Genomic DNA, 23372 nt, shown 5'->3' with positions numbered 1-23372 from the left:
GCTGAAGCGGCTCAAACGTCGATCTCGGCAATGGGCTGGCCCGCCATCACGGCTTCCTCGTTTTCGGTGAGGAAGCGCACGATCTTGCCTGCGGCGCCCGCCTTGACCTCGTTAAAAGACTTCATCACTTCGATCAGGCCGATCGTGTCGTCTTCAGTGATGACGTCGCCGTCCGACTTGTAGGCCGGTTTGTCCGGCGCCGGCTTGCGGTAGAAGATGCCCGGTAGCGGCGAGAATATCTGCTGGGTGGCCATGAACTGCTCCTTGTGTGTTCGCTTCGAGCTGGATCGTGCGGTGCCTCAAGGCGCCGTCAAATAGGGACGGACCGCCTCGCGTACCGCCTGCGCGATGGCGACGGCATTGGGGGTGTCGGAGTGGATGCAGATGGAATCCGCCCCCACGGTGACGTCATTGCCGGCGACCGTCCGGGTTTTTCCTTCATTGACGGCGCGTGTGCACCGCGAGGCGGCGTCGGCCGGATCCTTCGGGTCATGTTCGCGCGTGATGATGAGGCTGCCGTCGGCGTTGTAGTCAAGATCGGCATAATACTCGGCGACGAAGGTGTGACCGCGTCGCTCATAGACCTTCTGATGCAGTGTGCCCTTCATGCCGAGCAGCGGCACCTTGTAGACGTCGGCGGCATCGGCGACCGCTTCCGCGATATCCTCGTTCCGCGTCGCCATGCCGTACAGCGCGCCGTGCGGCTTGATGTGGTTGAGTGTCATGCCTTCGGCGTCCAGGAACGCCTTGAGGGCGCCGATCTGATAAAGCAGGCAGTTGGTCAGCTCTTCGCGGCCGATCTTCATCTCCCTGCGCCCGAATCCTTGCAGATCCGGCAACGATGGATGGGCGCCCACCTTGACGCCGTGTTGCTTCGCCAGTTGCACGGTGCTGCGCATGTGATTGAAGTCGGAAGCGTGGAAGCCGCAGGCGACGTTGGCCACGTCGATATGGGGAATCAGCGCCTTGTCATCGCCCATCTTGTAGAGGCCGTAGGCTTCGCCCATGTCGCAGTTAATGACGACCATTTCTCATTGTCCTCCCGTTGTCCTTCTTCCCGGGCTGTTGCATGTGATCCGAGGGCAGGGCCGCGCACGATGCGATCTGCACCGGTGCGCGGCGCGCGCCCAGGCTATTTCGATACAAGATAGTCGACGGGGATCTTCTCCGAGATCGTCCACTGATCGATCACCTTCGGCTTGCCGGCCTCCGTGTCGACGATCAGGTAGCGGCCCTGGTTCTGATGGTGGATGTTCTTGGTGAAGGTGCGGGGCCCGAACAGCGTGGGCTCGTTGTTCATCTTCTCCAGCTCGGCCACGACGCCTGCGGCATCCGCCGTCTTGGCGCGCTCGACCGCCTTGGCCCAGACGTCGATCAGGACATAGCCCGGATAGACATATTGGCTGGACGGATCGCCGCCGGTGACCTCCTTGTACTTCATGTTGAACGCATTGACGTCCGGGTTCGGATCGTCGCCATAGACGGACCCCTGTACCGGAACGTAGAAGTTCGACAGGTCCGGCACGGCGTTCAGCCAGTAGCTGCCGTCGACGCCCGAGCCGTTGAGGATCATCGACTTGATGCCGGCGGCGCGGATCTGCTTGATGGCGGAGACGGCGCCCGGCATCATCGTGCAGAGCATGATGGCATCGGGCTCCTTCGGCAGGCTCTTGATGCGCGTGATTTGTGATGCGACCGAGGCGTCATCGTTCTTGAACGTGTCGCTGCCGGCGAGGGCAGCCTCCTTCAGGCGCGGCAGCATCCAGTCGAAGCCGTCGCAGATGCCCTTGTTGTAGACGGTCCAGCTGTCGAGCAGACGGTAGAAGCTGCGGGCGTTCTTCTTGTTGTAGGCCCACTCCGCCATGGTCGCGCCTTGCACGGCCGCCAGCACCGAGGCCGAGAACGAGAACGGACCGACGCCGGGAATGCCGGCCTTGATCGACTCGGCGCACAGGAAGAAGGAGACTTTTCCGGCCGCCTGTGCCTGCAAGGCTGCCGGAGCGCCGAAATCGTAGTCGCAGGAGACGATCACGAGGTCCGCCCCCTGGTCGAGCACCGTGAGGCCCGCCTTGGCGCCTTCGGCCTGATCGGTCTTGGTGTCGGCGAATACCGGCCTGATCTTCTTGCCGAGCAGGCCGCCCGCCTTGTTGATCTCCTCGATGCGGATCAAGGCGGCATCCTGGGCAGGCTTGTCATAAGCCTGCATGAAGCCGGATGCCGCCGTGGCAAATCCGACCACGATCTCGTTCGCGGCGTGAGCCGGCGTGAACCACAGCGCGGTCAGGCCGGCGAGTATGCCAGGTAGTTTCATGAAACCCATCGTCCACTCCTCCAATGATGCATCGAAAGTCAGCTCATCTCCTTCAGCGCCGTCGGCACGGGTTGTGCGAGGCGTCGCTGAAGCGGCCAGCCGCGCCAGGAGAACTCCCGGTTGCGGGTGAGGCCGGTCGGCAGATAGATCAGGATGATGATCGTGACGATGCCGATCGCAATCTCCTGGGCGCCGTTCGGCAGCGCGACGGTCGTGCCGCCGAAGCTGACGCCCTTCTCGAGATTGCGAAACAGCTCGATCAAGACCGACACCGTGACGACGCCGGTCACGGCGCCGCTGAGGCTGTACATGCCGCCGACCACCAGCATCGACAGCGAGATGAAGGTCGTACGCAGGTAGAACGAACCTGGATTGACGATGCTGAGGAAATGCGCGTAGAGCGCGCCCGCAAGGCCGACGATGAAGGCGCTGACGACGAAGGCGATCAGCCGCTCGCGCACGATGTCGATGCCGGAGGCGCTTGCCGCGACCGCCTCGTCGCGCGTAGCGCGTAGCGCAAGGCCCGAGCGGGAGATCGAATAGAAATAGGCGATCACGATGGCGACGGCGGCCCCCAGCCACCCGATCCAGACGTTCATGGTGGGCGGAATCCCGACGATCGAGCCTTGCCCGCCGGTGACGGAGTCCCAGTTCGAATAGACGTTGTTGATGACCCCGAGCAGACCGAATGTGGCGATCGAGGCGGCAATCCCCGACAGGCGCATGATGATGCGGCCGACGATCAGCGCGAACAGCGCCGCGAACAGGCCGGAGACTGGCGTGGCGACCCACATCGGCAATTGCGTGTGCAGCAGCCACGCTGGCAGCCCCTTGAGCGTGATCGACTTCATCACCGGCGGAATGGCCAGCCACGCCGTCATGTAGGCGCCGAGGCACATGAAACTGATATGCCCGAACGACAGCAGGCCGGAATTGCCGACAAAGGCGTAGAGGCCGACCACCAGCATGATGTTGATGAACATCTCGATCGCGGTACGGTTGAAGGCCCGGCTGCCGAATTGATAGGTCAAAGCCGTCATCGCGAGCAGCACCACGATCAGCACGATCGGCGTCGCGATCGTTTGCCGGATGACTGACGGTGGCTGCGACATCGATCAGACCCTCTGCTTGGCTGACTTGGGGGCGAACAGGCCCTGCGGGCGCACCAGCAGGACCACGATCACCGCGCCATAGACGAAGGCGTCGCGGAATACGCGGGCGTCATGCGGCAACGTCGCCTGGAAAACCACGCTGGCGGCGCCGATCAGGAAGCCCGCGGCAACCGCGCCCGGCACGCTGCCAAGGCCCCCGATCACGGTTGCGATGAAGGCGATCAGCATGACGTTGGCGCCCATGCCGATGTCGGCCGTGCCGGAATTGGTCGCAAGGATCAGGCCGATCGCTGCGGCCAGCATGCCGCTGATGGCGAAGGCCAGCAGAATGACGCCGTTGGCGCGCACGCCCAGCATCCGGGCCATTGTGAAGTTTTCCGCGGCGGCGCGCATCTCCAGGCCGTAGCGGGTGCGCTTGAGGAAGAGAACGAGGGCGCTCAGCACCAGGAGAGTGATGATGATGGTGACGACCTGGAGCATCGGGATGTGGGCGCCGAAAAGCTCCACGGGCAGGCCGAGATTGGGCCACAGCGCGATCGACTTCGGACGGCTCGAATACAGCATCAGCAAGAGATGACGGATCACGAAGCCGAGCGCGAAGGAGGCGATCATCATCGTCGCCGGATTGGCGTTGCGGAAGCGGCGGAAGACGATCACTTCCGACAGCATCGACAGCCCGGCGCCGACGAGAAGCAGCAGCGGAATCAGGAGAAAGGCAGGCAGCCTGCCGGCGAACACGATCGCGGCGGCATCGACCGAGGGCCACAGCATCGCGAACACGCAAAATGCGATGAAGTCGCCATGGGCGAAGTTCACCAGCCGCATGACGCCGAAGATCGCTGCGATCCCGAGTGCGCCAAGCGCATAGATGCTGCCCAGGCTCAGAGCGTCGAAGATGATCTGGAGCACGGCCGTCATCGCCTAATGATCCCCGAAGCCGAAATAGGCCTGCCTCAGCCGCTCGTCCTTCATCATGTCGACGGCCTCGCCCTCCAGCACGATGCGGCCGCCGCGGATCAGGATCATCCGCCCGCCGGTCATTTTGGCGCGCGTCGAGCTCTGCTCGACGATCAGGAGGGTGAGCTTGCGCTGCCTTCGCAGGCGCATCAGAATGTCGTAGACTTGGTCGATGATCTTGGGCGCAAGCCCGAGCGACGGCTCGTCGATCGCCATGATGCGCGGGGCAGCCATCAGCGCCCGGCCGATTACCAGCATCTGCTGCTGGCCGCCGGACAGCATGCCGGCCGTGGTGTGGCGGCGGTCCGCCAGCATCGGAAATTCGGTGTAGACGGAATCGAGGTCGGCGGCGATCTTCCTGCGGTCGGCGCGCATGCCGGTGCCGACCTTCAGATTCTCTTCGATGGTCAGCGCGCCAAAGACATTGCGTCCTTCGGGCACCAGCGAAAATCCACGCCGTGCGATCTCTTCGGGCGGCGCTCCCGTGATGTTTCGGCCCTCCATCGTGATGGTGCCCGATCCTGACGGCACGACGCCCGCGATGGCGTTCAGCAAGGTCGACTTTCCGGCGCCGTTAGGCCCGGTCACGAACAGGATTTCGCCTTCGGAAATCTTCAGTGTGACGCCGCGCAAGGCGGCGAGGCGCCCATAGCTGACGGCAATATCGTCGACTGCCAGCAGCGTCATGAGGCGACGGCCTCTTCGGCCACGAGCGCCGGGACCGCCTCGTCGAGCTGGGTGCCCATATAGGCGTGGCGGACCGCGTCGCTGTTGCGAATCTGGTCCGGCGGCCCGACCTCGATGATCTCGCCGGAGTCGAGCACGAAGATGCGCTCGCACAATTCGAGGACGAGGCCGATATTGTGCTCGATCAGCAGCACCCCAATTCCGAGCTCGCCGGCGATCCGCTTGATGATGATGGCGAGATCATGGCTTTCGTGCTCGGACATGCCGGCTGCGGGTTCGTCGAGCAGCAGATAGCGCGGCGTGCACATGATGGCGCGGCCGATGGCGACGCGGCGTTCGTCGGTGTAGGGCAACGCGCCGGCGATCGTGCCGGCGAGCTGCGATATGCCGAGCCAGTCCATCACGCGCTGGGCTTCCGCGATCGCGTCGCGTCGCCTTTGGCCGAGCCCGACGCCGGTCACCTCGAGGTTGTCGATGACTGGAAGATCGCGGAAAAGTCGACCCGATTGAAACGTGCGTGCAACGCCCCTGCGCCGCAGCTTGTGTGCGGCCACGCCATTGACCGTTTCGCCTTCCAGCTCGACGCTTCCGGTCCCGACGGGCTGAAACCCGGTGAGGACGTTGATGAGCGTAGTCTTTCCCGCGCCGTTGGGGCCGATCAAGCCGGTAATGCGTCCGCGGGGTACGGCGAGCGCAACCCCTGATAGGGCTTTTAAGCCGTCGAATTGGACACTGACATCGCGTGCGACCAGTTCCAATTCATGGGAAGTCATCAAGACGCCTTCTCACACGCGAGCCAACGATTGATTTTTGCGTTGCGGCGAGGGATTGTAAAATTCGAAATAATGGTCGCTGATATCGGAAAAATTGATGACGCTGACTTTCCGTCAGGTCCGCCACTTCATCGCCACCGCCGAGTCCGGACGGGTCTCGGCGGCGGCCGCTGCGCTGAACGTGACGCAATCCGCCGTCACCGCATCGATCAAGGCGCTTGAAGCCGATCTCGGCCGCAAACTGTTCGACCGGCATTCGAACGGTGTGACGCTCACCTTCGATGGCCAGGAATTCCTGCAGCGCGCCCGCGCCATCGAGGCCAGCGTGTCGGACGCGATGCGCGGGCCGCATCGCTGGGGGACCCAGGTCGACGGCACCGTGGATGTCGCCGTCAGCTACACTGTTGCAGGTTATTTCCTGCCGCCGCTGCTATCGCGGTTCTGGCGATCCTTTCCGGGTATCACGGTGCGACTGCACGAATTCCAGCGCGACGCGATCGAGCAGAGTCTCGTGAAAGGCAGCGTCGATGCCGCCATCATGCTCGTCTCGAACCTGCACGACCGGCGTTCCATCCGTTCTCGCCTTCTTTTGCGCTCGCCCCGCCGGCTGTGGACCTGCGCAAACCATCCGCTGTTGCACAAGGACAGCGTGAAGTTGGCTGATCTTGCCAGCGAGCCTTATTTGATGCTGACCGTCGACGAGGCTGAACGCTCCGCAATGCGTTACTGGCAGCGGACGCCTCACGTTCCCAATGTCATCTTCCGGACCCTGTCCGTGGAAGCGGTGCGAAGCATGGTTGCCACCGGCATGGGCATCACGGTCCTGTCCGACATGGTCTACCGGCCATGGTCGCTGGAAGGACATCGGATCGATCTCAAGACGCTGGATGACGACGTTCATACCATGGACGTGGGCCTTGCCTGGAAAAGCAAGGCCCGGCTTTCCCCGGCAGCCCGCGCATTTTGCGAGTTCGTCTCCCTTGCTTATCCCGGGTCAGATCCGGTTCATTTCGATTGAAGGCCGAGCCGTTCGGCGACGTGATCCAATTTCATCGTATCCCTCACGTTCTATCGAGGTGTTTCCCGAACTACGCCGACATTTCGTCCCGCATGGTCCAGCATCGGTGCGTTTGATCAATGCGGCCTCATGGCCAAGGCTGATTTTTGTTCCGGTTGAATGCGGCATGCCCATATCCATTACCTCGCGGGTAAAAAAGGCGCCCGTTCGAGACAGTCCTAAGGTGTTCGATGCAGTTCGCGAGGTGCGCGCAACCCCTTGAAAAATGGGCGATTCCGCGTACATCGGTGTTCATCACTGTTTGTTCTCCTTCGCTCCCAGCCATCCGATTTGTTGGCATTTTTGTTGGTATCGAAAGAACAACGTTCTCGATGAGTTTCGATGTTCCAAACACGAAGCAAGTTCAAAGCAGATGGCACGCAACGAGGATAGGCCGCGCCGCCGCACGTCCAGTCAGGCGAAACTTTCGGCGCCGTTTCGGCCGCCTGGGCCTCGAGCCAGTCACGGACCGATGGATGCGGTTCGGGCTTCATCGCCACGGAGACCACATTGGAATCGAGCAAGATCATTCGAAGCGCATCGGCTCAGCGGGACGCGCGTCGCGGCCATGTTCAAGTGCCTCGACATCGGCATTGTCGAGGCCGGTTTTCCGGCTCATCTCCGAAAGGGCGGTGCCGAGCCGCAGCCGGCCCTCGGGACGCACGGCGGCCTCCAGAATGGCGCGCATTTCCGCTTCCGCGCTGCGATTGTGCTGTGCCGCGCGGACTTTCAGAGCGCGATGCGCCTCCTCGGAGAGGTTACGGATGGTGACATCGGCCATGATGGCGTCCTCCAGAGACGGACGGCGATGCTATCAAAGTCAAATATTTGATAGCTTTTTTCAAGGGATAATGGCCTCGGATCGGCAGATCCAGCTGCGGCTCGGCTAGATCACTAGCCTGCAGCGATGACAGCGAGACCCCCAGTAGCCGCACGGACTTAGGCATCGGCATCTCGGCCTGCAGCACGCCGACGGCTAGGCCTTCGAGATCGTCCCGGCTCGGAAGCGGCGCCACGACGGACCTGCTGCGGGTGATGATCTCGAAATCGAAGAACTTGATCTTGAGCGTCACGGTCCGTCCCCGGTTGCCGGTGCTCTCACAGTGGCGCCAGACCTTGTCGATCAGCGGCCGGAACTCGGCGGCCGTGGCGTCGAAAGTCGTGAGGTCGGCCGAGAACGTATTCTCCGCGCCGATGGACTTGCGAATACGATTGGCGCGGACGGGACGGTCGTCGACGCCGCGCGAGATCCAGTAGTAATAGGCGCCGGCATCCAGGATGGACGAAAAGAACTTCAGGTGCCCCTCTTCGATATTTTACACGCGGCCGGTCGCTGCTACGGGGCCGAATTAGAGCGGTGATGTCGGAGGATGAAGGCGCGTATCGAGCGCGAACGCTTCCTGAAGGTGCTGCAGGTACGCGCCTTTCGCCCTGGTCGGGTCGAAGATCAGATTCCAGCTGTAATTGGACACGACACTTGGGATCACGACGAATTTGTGCTTGGCCAAGAGCGCATCACCGAACGCCTGCTGGCCTGCGCCTGGGATTCCCGGTCGCAGCCAATTGGCGTTCGGAACGTCGGCAAGACGAACGATATGAACGTCGGACACGTCGGCGATATGAAGCGCGGTCAGTACGTGCGGCAGAGTGTCGAGCGCTTTGAAGCCTTTGTGAACCGCCACTTCGAGGATCGCGGTCGCTGGATCAAGCGCGCAATACACGACGCGAACGCCTTTGCTGTTCCACCGGCCGCCGACCTGGAATGCGCCTTCGCCACTATCCCAGGTCGACGCAAAGCGCGCCTGATCGAGGCGCCAAGCGATGAGCTTGCCGCCTCCCAATGGCTCTAAAGGCGTCATGCATAGACGCCGTATGCGAGGCGTGTGAGGTACTGTTCAACGAGCTCGATGCCCGCCGGAGTGGCAAGCAGGTCGATCGGGCGGCGCTGGTCAAGACCGATGGCCGGACGCTCGAGCCACTGCTCTGCCTCTTCCTGCGATCCGAACACGTCCGTGGCCTTGGCCAGGATTTCGGCAAACTTCCAGGTCCGCCCACTTTGCTCCTGGCTGAGCGGCTTGTCCGGAGCGTCCTTGCGTCGCTGAAAGGTGCGAAGGCTCATTCCGAAGGCCTTTTCCAGCGAGTCCGTTTGAATGAAGAGGAGGTGACTGACGAAGTGGGTCAGCGCGGAGCCTGGCAGTCCGTCCAGCAGCAGTTCGTGGGCGTCGAGGGTGCTTGTGATGCGGCGCGACAGGATGCGCGGCCCGCCGAGCAAATTGGCCACCTTCTGCAGATCATTGACTGGCCCCTTTGGAGCCGGTTTCTCAGCTGCAGCAGTCATCGTAGCCCTCGCGTCATGTGTCGCCTAATATGTGTCACATGTCGCAATTAATCAAGTGCAACCCTCTATGGAACTCGGGCGAACTTGGTTGCGAAGGGCAGCGGGGCGCTTGCTGACGGATACGTAGCGGTGAAAACCCGCCGTTCGTGGCGTATTATCGAGTTCAGGAACGGCACTCGCCAGCATCGCCAACTTCTGCCCGTTCGATTGCCATGGAGGAACGCTGAGGTCCCGCTGCCTCCGGTGATGTCGTCGGCGAGCTTACGCGCACAATGTTGAGGTCGACTACTTTAGGTGAGAGAACCTCTTCGTCCTGAGGGACGACGGCCTTGGCATGACGAAGGATGGTTTCGAGCAGAGGTGGCTGTCGCTTGGTGCTGAGAGTAAGCTCGGTACTGCCACCTTGTCGTTTGCGACGTCGCTCCCGTCGGGCGAGACGACGGGCCATACGCCTTGCCGACGCGACTGTTGAGAGCTTCGAACAGGCGCCGGATCGCCTCGACGTTCGTCGTCATCGAATAAAGGTTACACACGAAGCTTCATCGCAGCTTTCGCCTCCGGACTGTCAATCCTAAGATCGAACAGCTTCGGGTTCGTTTACGCCTCGCGGTGAAGGGTCCGGTAGATTGCGTGAAAGACCTTGCGTTCGTTGGTCTCGATGAGAAGGGAACCGATCGGAGTGACGCCTTCGTCGAAGACCGTCTGGCTGAAATACATGGGCGGCTCGCCTTCTCGCAAGGGAACGTCGAACGCCTGCGTCGTCATCCGCATCATTTCGCTGTCCGAGTGCGCCATGATCTTGCTGCGCATCTCCATGAGTCTGTCGTGCAAGGCCTGCCGAATAGCCAGTGGGATTTTGGCTTCATATCGGAGACAAGGCGGTCGCGTAGGAAGGCGATTGCAGCCCTTCATCGCAGAAAGGACCCACCCGCTTCTGGGCATTTCCTCCACCACGCGCCGCCAGGATCGAGGAGAAATGCTGCGAATGTGGGTTGCATTTTGTCCAGATCTGGATTATGTCCATATCTGACAGGAGCAGACCATGTTAGCCGATCGTAAGCGGCGCCCGGCTGAGACAGGAAACGGGCCGCAGCGGCTTGATATCTCGCGCTTTGCGCCGGCCAATCGAAGGCGGCTCAGTCCCCCAGGGTTGCGGACCTTCCTCGCCATCGCGGATCTGTGGGGATTAACCGAAGAGCAACGGCTTCTGGTCCTCGGGTATCCCTCGCGATCCACATATCACAATTGGTGCAAGCAGGCGCGCGAGCATGGTGCCTTCACCCTCGACGTGGATGTTCTCTCGCGAATCTCTGCGGTGCTCGGCATCCATCAAGCTCTCGGAATTCTCTTTCCGACGGAGCGGCTCGGCGTTGAATGGTTGCGGACCGCGCACAACGCAGTCGTCTTCGGCGGGCGACCGCCGCTCGATCTCGTCACCAGCGGATCCCAGGATGGGCTGCTTACGGTGCGCCGTTTCCTCGACGGCGCGCGCGGCGGACTCTACATGCAGCCGAACACGATTGATGAGGCGTTCGCACCCTACGACGACACGGAAATCGTGTTCCGGTGACGGATACTTTCGCGACCTCGCCGCAGCCCGCCCATCGCCTGATTCCGTCGCAATTTCCTCCCATCGGGCTGTTCGATACGGTCGCGACGGCGGCCGATCTTGCCGCGGTGATGGACCTGGTCGGTTGGACCAATGATCGGCTCGTGGCCGATCGCATCGATCGGCTGCCGCGAAGTGAATGGGTCTATGGGGTGCCCAATGCCAGCATCGTCATGGCGGCCTTTCTCCACGTCGCTCCCGGCGGGATGCGATTCAACGGCCCCGAGCTTGGTGCGTGGTATGCGGCCGACGATATCCGAACTGCAGCTGCCGAGGTCGGTCACCATCTGCGCCGCGAGACGGTCGCCCGAGGCGTCGCCACGATGACCCGGACCTACAGGGCCTATGCCGCAACGTTGTTGGGCGACTATCTCGACATCAGAGGCCAGCAGGCCACGCGCCCGGACGTTTACGCGAGCGACCGCTATGATGCCTCGCAGAAGCTTGGCGAGGAGGTTCGCGCGTCAGGTGGAGCAGGACTGCTCTACGATAGTCTGCGACGGCGGACCGGCAGTAACGTCATTGCGCATCGGCCGCGCAACATCACGGACATCGTGCAGACAGATCATTTTGAGATCACGGTGCTGGCAACGGCGCGCATGATCGACGTTCGCAAACTGTCGGTGGTGACGGAATAATTGATGACGCCGGAAATGACCAATCAAAGTGCCGTCTCGTCAGAGCGTGAGCGAAAAATTCATCAGTTCGTGGCGCCGACGCCCCGGTTTCCGTGAGCCGTTCCTCGGCAATCAGCCGGTAAAGCGCGACGGCGATGGCGGCGAGGCTGTCGCCGGCCTTAGAATAGACCTTGGACCGATACGGATGCCCCCGTGCAGCGACCGTCCGCTGCGCGTACCCTCGGAAAAAAAGCGGTAGTTCTGGCCTGTGCTGTCCCGTCTAGCTGCGGGTGATTGCCCGCGCAGCATAAGCGCCCGGCCAACGAAAGTCGGAAGGCTTGCGCTCGGCTCACCACACGAACGGTATGAGTGCCTTCGTTCGTTTCTTGTAAGCGGGATATTCATTCGGAAATTGCTGTTCCATGAGCTTGTCTTCCGCGCCCACCCGCCAAAGAAACAGCGGGGTCAGAACGATGAGAAGAAAGACAAACGGGCCGCCGACAACTATCGCTGAACCGATGCATGCCAAAAGGCCTCCTGCGTACATCGGGTGCCGGACATAGTGGTACGGGCCGGATGTCACTAGTTCGTGCTCTTCCTTTGCGGAAACAGTCTGGCTCCAATTTTTGCCGAGACTCCGCCGCGCCCACACGAAGAACACCAAGCCCACAACACACACGATGAAGCCGATACTGCTGAGGACGCTATTTACCGGCGCGAAGTTGACGAAGTTGAATAGCGGCAGATGCGGAAGCAGAAATGCTGCAATAATTGCAAACATGAGGACGAAACTCTGCCCCAAGTGCGTTTCGGTGTCTCGATTTACGCCTGCTGCGGCAGCGATCAGGTATACGATGACGATGATCCAGAGAACGTAGACGAGCCAGATGAAGATTGAGGGGTTCATGGTTTCCTCGTCCAATGTCCGTACGGGCTCCGGAGGTGGTCGGATCCGGTGCGAAGCTCCGGATTCGGTAGGCGGCGCGTTGACGCTCGCGATCCTCCACAACACCGCGATGGTGGTGAACGTTGCGGAAACGTCGGAACGAGATTCCGGCAGGCAAGGTTGAGAGAGGCGAGAGCAAGTGAACCGCTGCGGAAGTGTCGAAAGCGGATTAGACGTTGTCAAAACCGGGGGGTGACCCTTCCTCCGGGATCAGCTCGGGGGATGCCTGAGACTGCCCGAGCGACATCCGGCATGTAGGCGGCGCGAAGCTCAACTAGGCTCTTGTACGGAACGTGAGAACCTATACGGCGATGCCAAGGGAAAAGGCACAAGCGGCGCCAACCGCGAGGCCGAAAGTACCGATGCGTCGGAGAGGGGCGGACTGCCTCGTACTAGCGAGGAGGTCCTGTAATGGGGCTGGAGCGAAGGAGGTGGGTCAGCGCCGCTGATGTGGGCCAACTGGTTCGCCGGGAGGAGCCCTTTGTTCAGTGGAAGGGATCATTTTGCAAGTCTTTGTGATCTTCATGACAGCGCCAAGACTTTGGCGTAGCCTGCCGCAAGGTTCACCTGACGTCAGAACGCAGAACCAAGCCGGTCAAGGACCGTTAGGCCCGGAGGAGCTCCGGAGGCCACATGCAGCAGCTCATCGTCAACGGCAAGACGCATCAGGTTGACGTCGAAGACGAGATGCCTCTGCTATGGGTCTTGCGCGACGTGCTCGGAATCACCGGACCCAAATATGGCTGCGGGGTCGCGATGTGTGGCGCCTGCACGGTGGATGTCGGCGGCGAGGCGGTGCGATCCTGTTCGCTGCGGGCCGCGGACGTCAAAGGCGACATCACCACGATCGAGGGATTGGGCACGCCAGAGGCGATGCATGCCGTGCAGAAGGCCTGGGTAAAGCACCAGGTCGCACAATGCGGCTATTGCCAGTCCGGCCAGATCATGTCGGCCGCCGCGCTGTTGAGAGTCAACCTTAACCCGAGCGACGACGACATCGACCAGGCGATGTCGGGCAATCTGTGCCGCTGCGGCACTTATCCGCGGATCCGCGCCGCGATCAAGACCGCGGCCCGCGAGCTCAAGGGACGCGCGACATGAGCAGGCTCGGCACGATCGCGCGACGCACATTCCTGATCGGCTCCGCGGCGATCGCAGGCGGCGTGGCGTTCGGTGTTTATGCGTACAAGCGCGAGCCGGAGAATCCGCTGCTGGGGCAGCTCGACGATGGACAGGTCGCGCTCACGCCCTACGTGCGCATCGACCAGACCGGGGTGACCATCATCACGCCGCGCGCCGATGTCGGGCAGGGCGTCGCGTCGGTGCTCGCGGCGCTGGTTGCGGAAGAGCTTGATGTCGCCTGGAACGACATCAGAATCGATTTTGGACCGCCGAGCGCCGCTTACTACAATGGCGCGGTGACGGCGGAAGGCCTGCCATTTGCCGCGACCAACGACGGTCTGATTGCTCGCCAAGCGCGCGTCGTGGGCGATGCCGTGAGCAAGTTCTTGAGCTTGCAGATCACCGGCGGATCGTCGACCGTCCCTGACGCCTATGAGAAGATGCGCGTCGCTGGCGCGGTCGCGAGGGACGTCTTGCTGCAGGCCGCCGCAAAGCGGACCGGCATCGCCAAGGAGGAGCTGAAGACCAGCAACGGCAGCGTGATCACGCCCCGCGGCGAAGCGCTCGGCTACGCATCCCTGGCCGCGGACGCCGCCCGGATTGATCCGCCGAAAGATGTCCGGCTCAAGCCGGAAGCGGAGTGGCGCTATCTCGGCAAGGCGATGAAGCGCATCGACATCGTCGCGAAATCAACGGCGACGGCGACATTTGGCATCGACATCAAGATGCCCGGCATGGTCTACGCCACGGTGCGCACCAATCCGGGGCTCGGCGGCGGCATCAAGGGTTTTGATGCCAGCGCAGCCGAGAAGTCGAGAGGTGTTATCGCGGTCGTGCCGATCACCGGCGGCGTCGGCGTGATCGCCGACAACACCTGGCGCGCCTTCAAGGCCGCAAGCCTGCTCAAGTGCGATTGGGGACCAGCGCCCTATCCATCATCCAGCGCGGCCATGTTTCAGACGGTCGCTGCGTCCTTCACGGCGGAACGCCAGGACAGCCGGCTCAAGGATGACGGCGATGTGGAGGCGGCGCTGCAGGCTGCTGGCGTGCTCGAAGCCGAGTATAAAGTGCCATATCTCGCGCACGCACCGCTCGAGCCGATGAATGCCGTGGTCCAGTTGAAGGACGGTCTGCTCGACATCTGGACGGGGACGCAGATTCCGCTGTTCGTGGTTGCAATGGCGGCTGAGGTCACGGGGCTCCGCGCCGAGAACATCCACCTGCATTCCCTGTTTTCCGGCGGCAGTTTTGGCCGGCGCCTCGAACACGATTATGTCCGCCAGGCGGTCGAATTGGCGAAAGCGCATCCGGGACGCCCGATCAAGATGACCTGGACGCGCGAGGAGGACATGAGTCACGACGTCCCGCGTCCGCTCGGCATGGCGCGCATGCGCGGCGCGGTCAAGGATGGCAAGGTCGAGGCCTATGATCTCAAGCTCGCTTGCCCTTCGGTGACTGCCTCGTGGTTTGGCCGGCTGCGCATCCCGACCTTCGGACCCGACACCGCCATCGTCGCGGGCGCCTGGGATCAGCCGTTCCGGATTCCGCACTATCGCGTCACCGGCTATCGCGTGCCGGAAATGGTGCCAGTCAGCTCATGGCGCTCGGTCGGCGCGTCCGGCAACGGCTTTCTGCACGACTGCTTCCTTGACGAACTGATCCGCGCGGCGGGCGCCGATCCCCTCAAGGAACTGATCCGGCTCTGCTGGCACGAGCCGTCGCGCAAGGTGCTGGAAACGGTGGGCGAGATGTCAAAGTGGGGCAGCGATCCGGGCAAGGACCGCGGGCGCGGCATCGCGTTCACGCTGTCGTTCGGTGTGCCCGTCGCGGAAGTCGTGGAGGTCACCAACACGCCGCGCGGCATCAAGATCGACAGGGTGTTCGTCGCGGCCGACGTCGGCAAAGTGCTCGATCCCGAGAATTTCGAGAACCAGGTCGAGGGCGGCGTCATCTGGGGACTCGGCCACGCCATCAATTGCGAATTGACCTATAAGGACGGCGTGCCCGAGCAGACGAACTTCCATGCCTATGAAGGCTTGCGTCTCTACCAGACACCGGTGATCGAGGTACGCGCGACCGACAGCGGCAGCGCCATCCGCGGCATCGGCGAGCCTCCGGTTCCGCCCGCCGCGCCCGCGCTCGCCAACGCCATCTTCGCCGCCACCGGCAAACGCATCCGCGAATTGCCGCTGAACAAGCACATCGATTTTGTGTAGACTCCATGCCGTAGGGCGGACTGCTGGCTGGTTAGGGTGTGGACTCGCTAATCCTGCCTAACGCCGCTTAACCTATGTCGATGCCACACCGATTAGATTAGTTAGGCCGGGTACTCATAAGCGAGGCGGCCAGGTTGATGTCGGCATGTCCCCAAGAGCGGCGCGATAGCGGACCTCGCCGGAGGTCCGAGTCGGGCCAGGAGCAGAACTTCTCGCCTTGTTGCGCGGCGACGGCTGGTGCTTGCATGGAGTTGGCGTTAGACGTGCTGTCAAAGGCCTCATCCGAGTTATCGATTGGCGACAAGACCATGGCTGCTGCCGCGTCAGAGGTCTACGAACCCCTAAATCAATACAAGCCGGTCGCGCGGAACATCGGTATCGTGGACGGTCCTTTCGAGTATTTGACGGTGGCTGGAGTAAGGCTCCCGTTGCCGTTTACTACTCGGATGACCGTGGTGCGGCTCGGCAACGGCGACCTTTTCATCCATTCCCCCATAGCATTCGAGCCCGCGCTCGCTGACCGCCTGCAAGCGATGGGCACAGTCCGCCACCTCGTATCGCCGAACCAGTTTCATTACGCGCACATTGGCGAGTGGTCGCGGGCGTTTCCGGGTGCGATTGCATGGGCCTCTCCGCGCGCACGCAAGCGTGCCCGCTCGCGGGGCATCGATGTGCGTTTCGATAGAGACATCGGCGTCGAATCGCCGAAGGAATGGCGTGCCGAAATTGATCAGACCGCCGTTCCCGGAGGAATTTTCGGGGAGATTGTTTTCTTCCACAAGGAATCGAAAACCCTCATATTGGCTGACACCATCATAAATCTTGAGCTTGACAAGATCAGACAGCCATGGCGGTTCGCCGCCAAGCTGACCGGAATGTACTATCCGCGCGGCCAAATATTCTTCGGCATGCGGTTGCCACTCCTTTTGCAGAAACGAAAGACGAGAGCGGCGGTCCAAAAAATTCTGTCATGGCAGCCAGAACGCATCATTCTCAGCCACGGGCGCTGGTTCGACTCGAACGCCAGTGAGACTCTGCAACGCACGTTCGGATGGGTGCTCTAGCCCATTGCGCGCTTCGCTCGAATGAAAATGTCAAACTTTGTCACCAGCCCGAATGCCGCCTTCGGGTCAATCACCTCTGCAACACTCGGCTGTCCGTCAACTTCCGCTATGCCCGGTTTGCGACCGAGGTTATGTAGCGGTGCAATATGTCGCGAAGGGCCAGTTCCGGACTCCTGTACTGCAACAAAGCTATTACGTCCATGTCACGGCAGCGGAGAGTGCAATGTTGGCGAAAGGGTCGGACCAACCGCTACGTCTGAAGTACAGCGAGGCAATCTAATGCGGCCATCTAATGAAGACCGCTGACAGCGACGGGCAAGGTCGAGGATGGGGAATCGTGGCCGCGGGCGTTTTCGCGATTGTCGCCGGCCTCGGGGAGATCATCGTCGGCGTCAAGGGCAACTATCTCGGGATTCTCTCAAAACCCATGGAGCCCTCCGCTGTGACAGCGCTTGTCGGTGCCTGCTATAGCCTGAGCGGCGTTTTCATCTTGACTTTGAGGAAGTGGGGTGTGGCGCTCGGCATGGCATTGATCGCCGCCGAGATCCTTGGGCGGATCTATCTTGTGGCAACAGGTGTTGCGCCCAGTACCGGCCCTGACGCGATCAAGATCGCAGTTGGCGCAGCCATCGCGCTCGCGCTGATCGGCTACGTTGCCGCCCGGTGGCGGCGATTCCACTAAGTCCCTTGTGGGGTCAAAACCGCCGGTTGGACAGACGGCCAACTGCTTCCGGAGGGCCAAAAGGCGACGTCACCGAAAAAGCCGGCCACGCCAGATCAGGCCGATCTGTCAGCCGCTTTCGAATATTTCACGGGCGAACTTCATTCCAGCCCCCCGCAAATCGTGCGGGAATCATATCGCGCGAATCACATCAAGCGCAGCGTTTTCACACAGCCAGGGTCATTAGCGTTGTTTTGAAGGTCGGCTTGTCATTTCCGGTCTACCGTCAACTTCAGACATGTCGCTGCGCTGGCCGACGTTATGTGCCAACAACTGACCTTCGTTTTGATTTGCGTTAAGCTTACGCAAGTCCCGCGATGATCTTGTCAACGTCCGCTTCCGGGAACACCTTGACCGACGTCGTCCGTACGTTCCCGATGGCGGCCAGCGACAAGAGAAACTTGGCCATGGCCTCATCGTCGGTGGCCTCGGTGTGGATGATGAGGTCATATGTTCCCATGGCGAGATAGCCGGCCTTGATGTCAACGCCAAACTTTTTGCCCAACTCCCTGGCGGCCGCTCGACGCTGCGGCATTTCCTTGATGGTCCGAACACCTTGCTCGGTGAAATTGCAGAGAAGCATGTACGTGGACATGGCGATTCTCCTTTGACAAAGAAGCAATGGACTTAACGGGTCCACGTCGTGGATTATGCCACACTGCCTGACCCCGCCCAACCACCAAGATCCCCTCAGGGCGGCTCGAAGTGGCGGGGTCATTCTCGACCGAATTGGGCTATCCGCGTGGCGTCCGGTTTAGCGCCGTTAGCAGCCAAAGTGCGGACTACCCTCAACTTCGGAAATATTCAGGCGTCGCGCAAACCGTCGTTTAGGGCCAAAAGGCGACGTCACCGAAAAAGCCGGCCACGCCAGATCAGGCCGATCTGTCAGCCGCTTTCGAATATTTCACGGGCGACCCCCCCCCCCCCCCCCCCCCCCCCCCCCCCCCGAACGGGTTTGCGCCGGCCTAATCAGGTCTGGCGCTGCGGCCGATAGTGCGGTCGACGTCGGCAACCGCCCCGTAGAGGCGCTGCCGCGAGAGCCAATGAAGGTCGTCCATGCGTTGCACGATTCCTACCACAACCGGCACGTGGTGGCGTCGCGCAAGCTGCTCAAGCGAGAAAACGGACCACCAGGCGCGAAAAGCGACTCGCGTCCAAGCGCGCGCGTCCCAGCCGAGCAGGACCCCCCCCCCCCCCCCCCCGGACATCCGGCGCATACCTGCGCACCGCACGATTCAGGTTCCACGGGTACATGACGATGATGCCCAGGCGCACCGGTCGCGCACCCTCCCACGGAAAGGATCTTGCGACGGCGGCAAAGGCAAATACGACTGAGCGACGGGCCACATTGCTGGCAACCAGCCTCTCGATGACTCTAGAGACAAGTCCCGTCTCCTTCACCTCCACAAACAGTTCAAGGTCAGTTGGTGAAAGAAGCGACAGTGCCGCATCGAGGGTAAGCGCATTCTCGACATGACGCGGCGGGTCGTGTGACACCACCAATGTGTCGGAATCCGCTGCAAGGCAGACGTCGAATTCGACACCAGATATTCTGCCGTCACGGGCGGCACGTGCGAACGCGGCGAGCGAGTTTTCACCCGGACCCGCGGACCATCCACGATGCGCAATAAGCTTCATGACGAGTCCGTAAAGCCAAGCTGCGCGCGCCATGCAATCTCCCCGTAGAATGTTCGCGCCGCTTCGTCGATTACCTCATCCAACAGAAGGAGCCGTCATTCACTCTGTTGCTCGTCCAGAGCGGCAGCGTGCCAAAGGCTATTGAGTTCATCCTGACCTCCCCACCCGACGTGGCTCCCGCGTGATCTAAGCTTGTCGAGACGCTCGAGGTAGGTGGCGCGCTGGGCAGCAGGTAACACCTCATCCAACAGAAGGAGCCGTCATTCACTCTGTTGCTCGTCCAGAGCGGCAGCGTGCCAAAGGCTATTGAGTTCATCCTGCCCCCCCAGCCGACGTGGCTCCCGCGTGATCTAAGCTTGTCGAGACGCTCGAGATAGGCGGCGCGCTGGGCAGTAGGTAGGCTCGATACAAATTCGAGGGACCGTCCATACATGCGGATCAGAGCGGCAAAGTAGCTTTCATCTTCCATGCTGCAGGATTCTAGAAAGCCGAATGCCTCTTCGCAATAAAATATCGACAGCTCCGCCATCCCCTCCGGGCGACCAATCGCTTTCTTGTAGTCCGCAATCGCCTTCTTGGCTTTTGAAACCGACACGGACTGGTTGTTCATTAAGTCTGGGCATATCCAGGTAGAAATATTTGCTTTGAAGGGCTGGAGCTGATCACGACCCAAGCCCAAGCGGGCGTGCAAGAATGCTCGGTTCTCTTTGCTCGCAGTGTAGAGGTCTTGCACCAGTCCCCGAAGGCCTGCGCGATCGAAGTCTAAGAGCACGGTCCTAACATCGTTCCAAGTTGGCGAGGCATTTTTGCTTCGGACCACGGCCACCAACCTTTCAATGACGGTTTTATGAGCGAGCTTTTCGGCTCGTTCAAGATACACGACTTCGGCAAAGGAGTAGATTGGTCGGATCAACGATGCCGGCGGCAAGCCCCTTAATTTGGTCCGGCGCGCTTGGCGGCTTCGGCGCCAGGGCAAATCACTGGCGCGCCAAACCAGGCGCGAGGCGGGACACTTGACGTCAACCGAGATACCTAAGCGAACTGTCCAACGATAGCCATGAACGCCGGCGAGTTTGGGCGGGCGAACCAATCGGACCACCATGTCCTCTAGCTCCAACGCCAGTATCGCCAAGAAAGCTCGCACGAAGGCCGAGGCGGATTTTGCCACTTGGCTCATGATGGCCAAGCTCGGTGGTTTCGATGACCTTCCGTCAAACGCACAGGGCTTTCTGACTAACTATCGAACCCGACTCGAGACGATGAGCGAGGCCGAGTCCACGGCCCTGGCCGTTCGCGAGGTCTACAGCGCTTATTACAGCGAGATGGGAGGCGTGGGCGCGGCCCCGGAACCAAAGGCCCGCACACCAACGACAGAGGGCAAAGTCGTGCGCTTCCAGAGACGGCCTAAACCTCAGCCCGCTCCATCGGCTGCGCGCCATTCGACGAGGCCAATGATCCGAAAATCCCTCTCGGCACTGCTGATTTTCGCGAGCATGGTGGCTCTGATTGTCGCATATAGATATCTGACGCAGTAAAACCGCCCGCGGATTGTGTGCGGGAAGAAATGCGCTCACAGCAACCGCGCGGAACCTGGGCGGCTCGCCAAGCTTCTCTACCGCGCCCGCCACGCCACCTCTAGCAGCGGCCCGCCTCGTATGACCTCCGCATCTACAAAAACGCGATGTCCGCGACGTCCGCTTTTCCTGATAGCGACCAAATAGCGGACATCGCGCACTTCGCATCTGTGCCAACAGCGGTCATTCCGCAACCCCGTAGATGAGTGCTGCCCTCAACGGGAAGCGAGGCGGCGCGTCGCGTGGAGCGGGCACAAAGGCCGCAAGCCATTTGAAGCGCCTCGCCTTTACGTTTTCGGTACGCAGGCTTGACCTTGACGCCCGCGCGTCGCAGGTTTCGGGGCGCCGCGCGCGGCTCGCGCGCCCACCAGACAGGATCCATCTTTCATGGCATTCGTGCAGTTCACGCAACCGGACGATCAGCCCATCGTCATCAACACGGATAGGATCGTGACCGCCACGCCACTGCCCGACGGACAAGGCACGCGCATCACCCTCAACAACGGTGGCCATCAGGACGTGAAGCAACTCATCGCTGACGTGCAGCGGCAGTTGAACATTAGCGGCGCCACTGCCCGACGGACAAGGCACGCGCATCACCCTCAACAACGGTGGCCATCAGGACGTGAAGCAACTCATCGCTGACGTGCTGCGGCAGTTGAACATTAGCGCGTAGGCTCAGGACATCGCCGCCTGGGCGAACCATTCCGCCGATCAAGTGAGATCGTGCACTTTCGTGAGTGCTGCCCAATGTCGCAGATGGGTCAAAATGCGAAAAGCTCAGCGTGAGCAAATCTAGTCCGCTCCGACCTATTAAGCTGACCTTAAAGCGAAGGCTCGCCACTTCGCTGATGGGCCGACAACGGACTCGCGCAGACAACGCGATTCGTTTTCACTTTGGCGACGAAGCGACGACAAACTCAGCAGTGAGCGAGACCTTCGATTTTATGGAGTTGGAGATGAAGCACTGTGCTTCAACGGTTTCCATGATTTCGCGGGCACGTTCGAATTCGGCGTTGTCTTTAAGGCTTACGCGCGGTCGAACCATGACTTCCGTGATGCGGTACTTGCCTTCGACATTTTCGAGCAGGCCTTCGGCTTCACTTTCATATCGCACGGGAGTCAGACCTTTAGCTTGGGCGAGCGTCAGGAAGGTCAGCATCATGCATGTATTGACCGAGCCGACGAGTAGCTCTTCAGGCGCCCAGATAATCTGGCTCGCCCTTAAACTCAGGCGGACTGCCAACGACGATGTTTGGTTTTCCCGACGCAGAAAGCGTGCCCCGTCGTGCGGAACTCCAGGCTGTGTTGGCCTTGTAGCGAAAGGATTTGTAGGGTCTCTTTGTCTCCACGCAAACCTCCTAGACCGCTGTCGCCGAACGGGGGATTGGCGTTCGGCGGTTTCCCTCGAACCATATCGCGAGGCGGCTTTAGTCTGAAGTGGGTCAGACTCGGAATTGGCGGGGCAGCTTATCTTGGACCGCCTTCCACCCGGTAGCTGACCTGGTCTTTGACCAAGCCAGAGTGACCAACCTTGCAGGTCTGGCGCAGAGACAAAGTGCACCGGCCTCTTGCCAAGTCCAATAGCGAGGAAAGATAGACTCGACTTGGCCACTCGCTTTCCCATAGGTTTCCCCCTTGAGCTGCTGCTTTCCAATTTCAACTAGCGGAGAGCGAAATGGCTGAAAGAATCGATGTCGAGGCTACTGGCAAATCGCAGTTTGAAGTCGCCTACGAGATGACGAGATTCATTCTCGTCAATATGGAAGGTCGTCAGGTGAAAAGCATAAAGCGGCAAGAGTTCCTGCATTTGGTGGCTGACTGCATCGACGCCTTGCGCGGCATCAAGGTCAAGGAGATTATCAGTTAACGCCTAAGTCGAGCTAAGCATCGTCCAAGAAGAAGCACTTTCAGCGGGCCGGACAGCTTTGAACCTTTCCGTTCGTCCCGAGACAGATGCAGGGCCTTCAACAGCGCAGGGCGCCAGCCCTCCGCACGGACCCTCTCGATCATGGAAAACGCCTATCGTCCCTTTCAGTCGCCTCGGCAAGTACTGCTTCATTCCCATCGCTCTGCTGCTGTTGCTCGGGGCAGCGTGCACCATCTTGACCGCCAAAGTGTGGATCTCACGCGCCGTCGAAGTGCGCGGGGAAGTGATCGAGATGGTGCGTGTACGAGCTGGGAACAACCAAGGTTATCTCCTCACTCCGCTGGTACGCCTCCAGGCCGTAAACCTACCACCGAATTCCAATCCAGCCTACGGAGCAATCCGCCCGATTACCGGTCAGGTCGTCTCGGTCCTCTATGATCCCGAGGCGCCGCAAGCGGCGGCCATTCGAGGGGTGCAGCCCCTATGGCACCTACCGTTGGTCCTGAGCTTCATCGGATCTCTATCTTTTTGGTGAGCGGCGCGATCATGCTCTTTCTGGGCGACGAGACGTCTGGACCAGCCGCCGCGTCTGCCAGAGGCGGCCAGTCAACACGAGATGATGGCGTTCAGTTTTCAGCTTTGAGTTTCCTCCACAATGTCTTCTTGGTCTCCAACCGACTGACATTGACCAGCATTTGCTTCAGGTCCGGAAAGAGCCAATAAACGACATCATTCGCTTGCCTCGTCGGTAGTCGCCAGT

General features: G+C 60.9%; 27 protein-coding genes and 1 pseudogene. 10 read left to right on the top strand and 18 right to left on the bottom strand.

Going from position 1 to position 23372, the window contains the following annotated elements:
- Window positions 1-11 precede the first annotated feature (11 nt).
- From XI09_RS21795 to XI09_RS21765, 7 genes are all read right to left on the bottom strand, one after another.
- The gene (locus tag XI09_RS21795) at window positions 12-254 is read right to left on the bottom strand and encodes an acetyl-CoA carboxylase (protein ID WP_271568674.1); all 243 of its coding nucleotides are present in this window, start codon (window positions 252-254) and stop codon (window positions 12-14) included.
- A gap of 45 nt (window positions 255-299) precedes the next feature.
- Window positions 300-1028, bottom strand: coding sequence for a LamB/YcsF family protein (locus XI09_RS21790; RefSeq protein ID WP_271568673.1), 729 nt, complete (start codon window positions 1026-1028; stop codon window positions 300-302).
- Between the two features lie 104 nt (window positions 1029-1132).
- Window positions 1133-2311, bottom strand: a complete 1179-nt coding sequence (locus XI09_RS21785) for an ABC transporter substrate-binding protein (RefSeq protein WP_271568672.1) — start codon at window positions 2309-2311, stop codon at window positions 1133-1135.
- 38 nt (window positions 2312-2349) lie between these two features.
- Window positions 2350-3423 (bottom strand): branched-chain amino acid ABC transporter permease, encoded by a 1074-nt coding sequence (locus XI09_RS21780; protein WP_271568671.1) that lies wholly within the window; start codon window positions 3421-3423, stop codon window positions 2350-2352.
- Window positions 3424-3426: 3 nt separating this feature from the next.
- Window positions 3427-4341 (bottom strand): branched-chain amino acid ABC transporter permease, encoded by a 915-nt coding sequence (locus XI09_RS21775; protein ID WP_271568670.1) that lies wholly within the window; start codon window positions 4339-4341, stop codon window positions 3427-3429.
- A 3-nt stretch (window positions 4342-4344) separates the two neighbouring features.
- The gene (locus XI09_RS21770; protein WP_271568669.1) at window positions 4345-5067 is read right to left on the bottom strand and encodes an ABC transporter ATP-binding protein; all 723 of its coding nucleotides are present in this window, start codon (window positions 5065-5067) and stop codon (window positions 4345-4347) included.
- Window positions 5064-5840 carry an ABC transporter ATP-binding protein gene (locus XI09_RS21765; RefSeq protein ID WP_271568668.1) on the bottom strand — a complete coding sequence of 259 codons (777 nt, stop codon included), beginning with the start codon at window positions 5838-5840 and terminating at the stop codon, window positions 5064-5066. The genes XI09_RS21770 and XI09_RS21765 overlap by 4 nt, the downstream gene beginning before the upstream one ends.
- A gap of 97 nt (window positions 5841-5937) precedes the next feature.
- Between XI09_RS21765 and XI09_RS21760 the strand changes: the two genes are divergently transcribed.
- On the top strand, window positions 5938-6858 hold the full coding sequence (locus XI09_RS21760) for a LysR substrate-binding domain-containing protein (RefSeq protein ID WP_271568667.1): 921 nt from the start codon (window positions 5938-5940) through the stop codon (window positions 6856-6858).
- Between the two features lie 218 nt (window positions 6859-7076).
- On the opposite strand, the gene XI09_RS21755 is transcribed toward XI09_RS21760, so the two are convergent.
- The 6 genes and pseudogenes from XI09_RS21755 to XI09_RS21730 all read right to left on the bottom strand — a co-directional run bounded on the left by XI09_RS21755 (window position 7077) and on the right by XI09_RS21730 (window position 10051).
- Complete coding sequence (locus XI09_RS21755; protein WP_271568666.1) at window positions 7077-7427, bottom strand: hypothetical protein; 351 nt, start codon at window positions 7425-7427, stop codon at window positions 7077-7079.
- Window positions 7424-7678 carry a FitA-like ribbon-helix-helix domain-containing protein gene (locus XI09_RS21750; RefSeq protein WP_271568665.1) on the bottom strand — a complete coding sequence of 85 codons (255 nt, stop codon included), beginning with the start codon at window positions 7676-7678 and terminating at the stop codon, window positions 7424-7426. Before XI09_RS21750 ends, XI09_RS21755 begins: the two co-directional genes overlap by 4 nt.
- A gap of 79 nt (window positions 7679-7757) precedes the next feature.
- Window positions 7758-8168 (bottom strand): annotated as a pseudogene (locus tag XI09_RS21745) (DinB/UmuC family translesion DNA polymerase); the annotation flags it as partial.
- 78 nt (window positions 8169-8246) lie between these two features.
- On the bottom strand, window positions 8247-8756 hold the full coding sequence (locus XI09_RS21740) for an RES family NAD+ phosphorylase (protein WP_271568664.1): 510 nt from the start codon (window positions 8754-8756) through the stop codon (window positions 8247-8249).
- On the bottom strand, window positions 8753-9235 hold the full coding sequence (parS, locus tag XI09_RS21735; protein ID WP_271568663.1) for a type II RES/Xre toxin-antitoxin system antitoxin: 483 nt from the start codon (window positions 9233-9235) through the stop codon (window positions 8753-8755). Before parS ends, XI09_RS21740 begins: the two co-directional genes overlap by 4 nt.
- Before the next feature lie 597 nt (window positions 9236-9832).
- Complete coding sequence (locus XI09_RS21730; RefSeq protein ID WP_271568662.1) at window positions 9833-10051, bottom strand: hypothetical protein; 219 nt, start codon at window positions 10049-10051, stop codon at window positions 9833-9835.
- 226 nt (window positions 10052-10277) lie between these two features.
- Here XI09_RS21730 and XI09_RS21725 point away from each other — a divergent pair, with 226 nt between their 5' ends.
- Complete coding sequence (locus XI09_RS21725; protein ID WP_271568661.1) at window positions 10278-10805, top strand: MbcA/ParS/Xre antitoxin family protein; 528 nt, start codon at window positions 10278-10280, stop codon at window positions 10803-10805.
- Complete coding sequence (locus tag XI09_RS21720; RefSeq protein ID WP_271568660.1) at window positions 10802-11482, top strand: RES family NAD+ phosphorylase; 681 nt, start codon at window positions 10802-10804, stop codon at window positions 11480-11482. The genes XI09_RS21725 and XI09_RS21720 overlap by 4 nt, the downstream gene beginning before the upstream one ends.
- 328 nt (window positions 11483-11810) lie before the next feature.
- On the opposite strand, the gene XI09_RS21715 is transcribed toward XI09_RS21720, so the two are convergent.
- A complete protein-coding gene (locus tag XI09_RS21715; protein WP_271568659.1) occupies window positions 11811-12368 on the bottom strand; it encodes a methyltransferase family protein in 558 nt (185 codons plus the stop codon).
- A gap of 672 nt (window positions 12369-13040) precedes the next feature.
- Between XI09_RS21715 and XI09_RS21710 the strand changes: the two genes are divergently transcribed.
- From XI09_RS21710 to XI09_RS21695, 4 genes are all read left to right on the top strand, one after another.
- Complete coding sequence (locus XI09_RS21710) at window positions 13041-13508, top strand: (2Fe-2S)-binding protein (protein WP_271568658.1); 468 nt, start codon at window positions 13041-13043, stop codon at window positions 13506-13508.
- Window positions 13505-15745 (top strand): xanthine dehydrogenase family protein molybdopterin-binding subunit, encoded by a 2241-nt coding sequence (locus XI09_RS21705; protein WP_271568657.1) that lies wholly within the window; start codon window positions 13505-13507, stop codon window positions 15743-15745. Before XI09_RS21710 ends, XI09_RS21705 begins: the two co-directional genes overlap by 4 nt.
- 245 nt (window positions 15746-15990) lie before the next feature.
- A complete protein-coding gene (locus XI09_RS21700; RefSeq protein WP_271568656.1) occupies window positions 15991-16809 on the top strand; it encodes a DUF4336 domain-containing protein in 819 nt (272 codons plus the stop codon).
- Between the two features lie 292 nt (window positions 16810-17101).
- A complete protein-coding gene (locus XI09_RS21695) occupies window positions 17102-17491 on the top strand; it encodes a hypothetical protein (protein WP_271568655.1) in 390 nt (129 codons plus the stop codon).
- 340 nt (window positions 17492-17831) lie between these two features.
- Here the strand turns inward: XI09_RS21695 and XI09_RS21690 are convergent, their stop codons facing one another.
- From XI09_RS21690 to XI09_RS21680, 3 genes are all read right to left on the bottom strand, one after another.
- Window positions 17832-18125, bottom strand: a complete 294-nt coding sequence (locus XI09_RS21690; protein ID WP_027548304.1) for a GYD domain-containing protein — start codon at window positions 18123-18125, stop codon at window positions 17832-17834.
- Window positions 18126-18640: 515 nt separating this feature from the next.
- Window positions 18641-19201 carry a glycerophosphodiester phosphodiesterase gene (locus XI09_RS21685; protein ID WP_271568654.1) on the bottom strand — a complete coding sequence of 187 codons (561 nt, stop codon included), beginning with the start codon at window positions 19199-19201 and terminating at the stop codon, window positions 18641-18643.
- A 37-nt stretch (window positions 19202-19238) separates the two neighbouring features.
- Window positions 19239-20345 (bottom strand): hypothetical protein, encoded by a 1107-nt coding sequence (locus XI09_RS21680; RefSeq protein WP_271568722.1) that lies wholly within the window; start codon window positions 20343-20345, stop codon window positions 19239-19241.
- Here XI09_RS21680 and XI09_RS21675 point away from each other — a divergent pair.
- On the top strand, window positions 20269-20703 hold the full coding sequence (locus XI09_RS21675) for a hypothetical protein (protein ID WP_027548302.1): 435 nt from the start codon (window positions 20269-20271) through the stop codon (window positions 20701-20703). The two genes, XI09_RS21680 and XI09_RS21675, sit on opposite strands and share 77 nt — an antisense overlap.
- Before the next feature lie 426 nt (window positions 20704-21129).
- On the top strand, window positions 21130-21387 hold the full coding sequence (locus XI09_RS21670; RefSeq protein WP_271568653.1) for a hypothetical protein: 258 nt from the start codon (window positions 21130-21132) through the stop codon (window positions 21385-21387).
- Between the two features lie 247 nt (window positions 21388-21634).
- Here the strand turns inward: XI09_RS21670 and XI09_RS21665 are convergent, their stop codons facing one another.
- The gene (locus XI09_RS21665; protein ID WP_271568652.1) at window positions 21635-21988 is read right to left on the bottom strand and encodes an OsmC family protein; all 354 of its coding nucleotides are present in this window, start codon (window positions 21986-21988) and stop codon (window positions 21635-21637) included.
- Between the two features lie 432 nt (window positions 21989-22420).
- Between XI09_RS21665 and XI09_RS21660 the strand changes: the two genes are divergently transcribed.
- A complete protein-coding gene (locus XI09_RS21660) occupies window positions 22421-22612 on the top strand; it encodes a hypothetical protein (RefSeq protein ID WP_271568651.1) in 192 nt (63 codons plus the stop codon).
- The last annotated feature ends 760 nt before the right edge of the window (window positions 22613-23372 follow it).

This window comes from Bradyrhizobium sp. CCBAU 11386 (assembly GCF_028128955.1).
Classification (GTDB): Bacteria; Pseudomonadota; Alphaproteobacteria; order Rhizobiales; family Xanthobacteraceae; genus Bradyrhizobium.
Note: the sequence above shows the minus strand (reverse complement) of the source record. Positions and strands in the feature narration are given on the sequence as shown.

What these genes read in the sequence shown, in the direction of transcription:
- XI09_RS21795 (WP_271568674.1), bottom strand. Translation starts at nt 254, where the DNA reads ATGGCCACCCAGCAGATATTCTCGCCGCTACCGGGCATCTTCTACCGC.
- XI09_RS21790 (WP_271568673.1), bottom strand. Translation starts at nt 1,028, where the DNA reads ATGGTCGTCATTAACTGCGACATGGGCGAAGCCTACGGCCTCTACAAG.
- XI09_RS21785 (WP_271568672.1), bottom strand. Translation starts at nt 2,311, where the DNA reads ATGAAACTACCTGGCATACTCGCCGGCCTGACCGCGCTGTGGTTCACG.
- XI09_RS21780 (WP_271568671.1), bottom strand. Translation starts at nt 3,423, where the DNA reads ATGTCGCAGCCACCGTCAGTCATCCGGCAAACGATCGCGACGCCGATC.
- XI09_RS21775 (WP_271568670.1), bottom strand. Translation starts at nt 4,341, where the DNA reads ATGACGGCCGTGCTCCAGATCATCTTCGACGCTCTGAGCCTGGGCAGC.
- XI09_RS21770 (WP_271568669.1), bottom strand. Translation starts at nt 5,067, where the DNA reads ATGACGCTGCTGGCAGTCGACGATATTGCCGTCAGCTATGGGCGCCTC.
- XI09_RS21765 (WP_271568668.1), bottom strand. Translation starts at nt 5,840, where the DNA reads ATGACTTCCCATGAATTGGAACTGGTCGCACGCGATGTCAGTGTCCAA.
- XI09_RS21760 (WP_271568667.1), top strand. Translation starts at nt 5,938, where the DNA reads ATGACGCTGACTTTCCGTCAGGTCCGCCACTTCATCGCCACCGCCGAG.
- XI09_RS21755 (WP_271568666.1), bottom strand. Translation starts at nt 7,427, where the DNA reads ATGATCTTGCTCGATTCCAATGTGGTCTCCGTGGCGATGAAGCCCGAA.
- XI09_RS21750 (WP_271568665.1), bottom strand. Translation starts at nt 7,678, where the DNA reads ATGGCCGATGTCACCATCCGTAACCTCTCCGAGGAGGCGCATCGCGCT.
- XI09_RS21740 (WP_271568664.1), bottom strand. Translation starts at nt 8,756, where the DNA reads ATGACGCCTTTAGAGCCATTGGGAGGCGGCAAGCTCATCGCTTGGCGC.
- parS (WP_271568663.1), bottom strand. Translation starts at nt 9,235, where the DNA reads ATGACTGCTGCAGCTGAGAAACCGGCTCCAAAGGGGCCAGTCAATGAT.
- XI09_RS21730 (WP_271568662.1), bottom strand. Translation starts at nt 10,051, where the DNA reads ATGGAGATGCGCAGCAAGATCATGGCGCACTCGGACAGCGAAATGATG.
- XI09_RS21725 (WP_271568661.1), top strand. Translation starts at nt 10,278, where the DNA reads ATGTTAGCCGATCGTAAGCGGCGCCCGGCTGAGACAGGAAACGGGCCG.
- XI09_RS21715 (WP_271568659.1), bottom strand. Translation starts at nt 12,368, where the DNA reads ATGAACCCCTCAATCTTCATCTGGCTCGTCTACGTTCTCTGGATCATC.
- XI09_RS21710 (WP_271568658.1), top strand. Translation starts at nt 13,041, where the DNA reads ATGCAGCAGCTCATCGTCAACGGCAAGACGCATCAGGTTGACGTCGAA.
- XI09_RS21705 (WP_271568657.1), top strand. Translation starts at nt 13,505, where the DNA reads ATGAGCAGGCTCGGCACGATCGCGCGACGCACATTCCTGATCGGCTCC.
- XI09_RS21700 (WP_271568656.1), top strand. Translation starts at nt 15,991, where the DNA reads ATGGAGTTGGCGTTAGACGTGCTGTCAAAGGCCTCATCCGAGTTATCG.
- XI09_RS21695 (WP_271568655.1), top strand. Translation starts at nt 17,102, where the DNA reads ATGAAGACCGCTGACAGCGACGGGCAAGGTCGAGGATGGGGAATCGTG.
- XI09_RS21690 (WP_027548304.1), bottom strand. Translation starts at nt 18,125, where the DNA reads ATGTCCACGTACATGCTTCTCTGCAATTTCACCGAGCAAGGTGTTCGG.
- XI09_RS21685 (WP_271568654.1), bottom strand. Translation starts at nt 19,201, where the DNA reads ATGGCGCGCGCAGCTTGGCTTTACGGACTCGTCATGAAGCTTATTGCG.
- XI09_RS21675 (WP_027548302.1), top strand. Translation starts at nt 20,269, where the DNA reads ATGTCCTCTAGCTCCAACGCCAGTATCGCCAAGAAAGCTCGCACGAAG.
- XI09_RS21680 (WP_271568722.1), bottom strand. Translation starts at nt 20,345, where the DNA reads ATGAGCCAAGTGGCAAAATCCGCCTCGGCCTTCGTGCGAGCTTTCTTG.
- XI09_RS21670 (WP_271568653.1), top strand. Translation starts at nt 21,130, where the DNA reads ATGGCATTCGTGCAGTTCACGCAACCGGACGATCAGCCCATCGTCATC.
- XI09_RS21660 (WP_271568651.1), top strand. Translation starts at nt 22,421, where the DNA reads ATGGCTGAAAGAATCGATGTCGAGGCTACTGGCAAATCGCAGTTTGAA.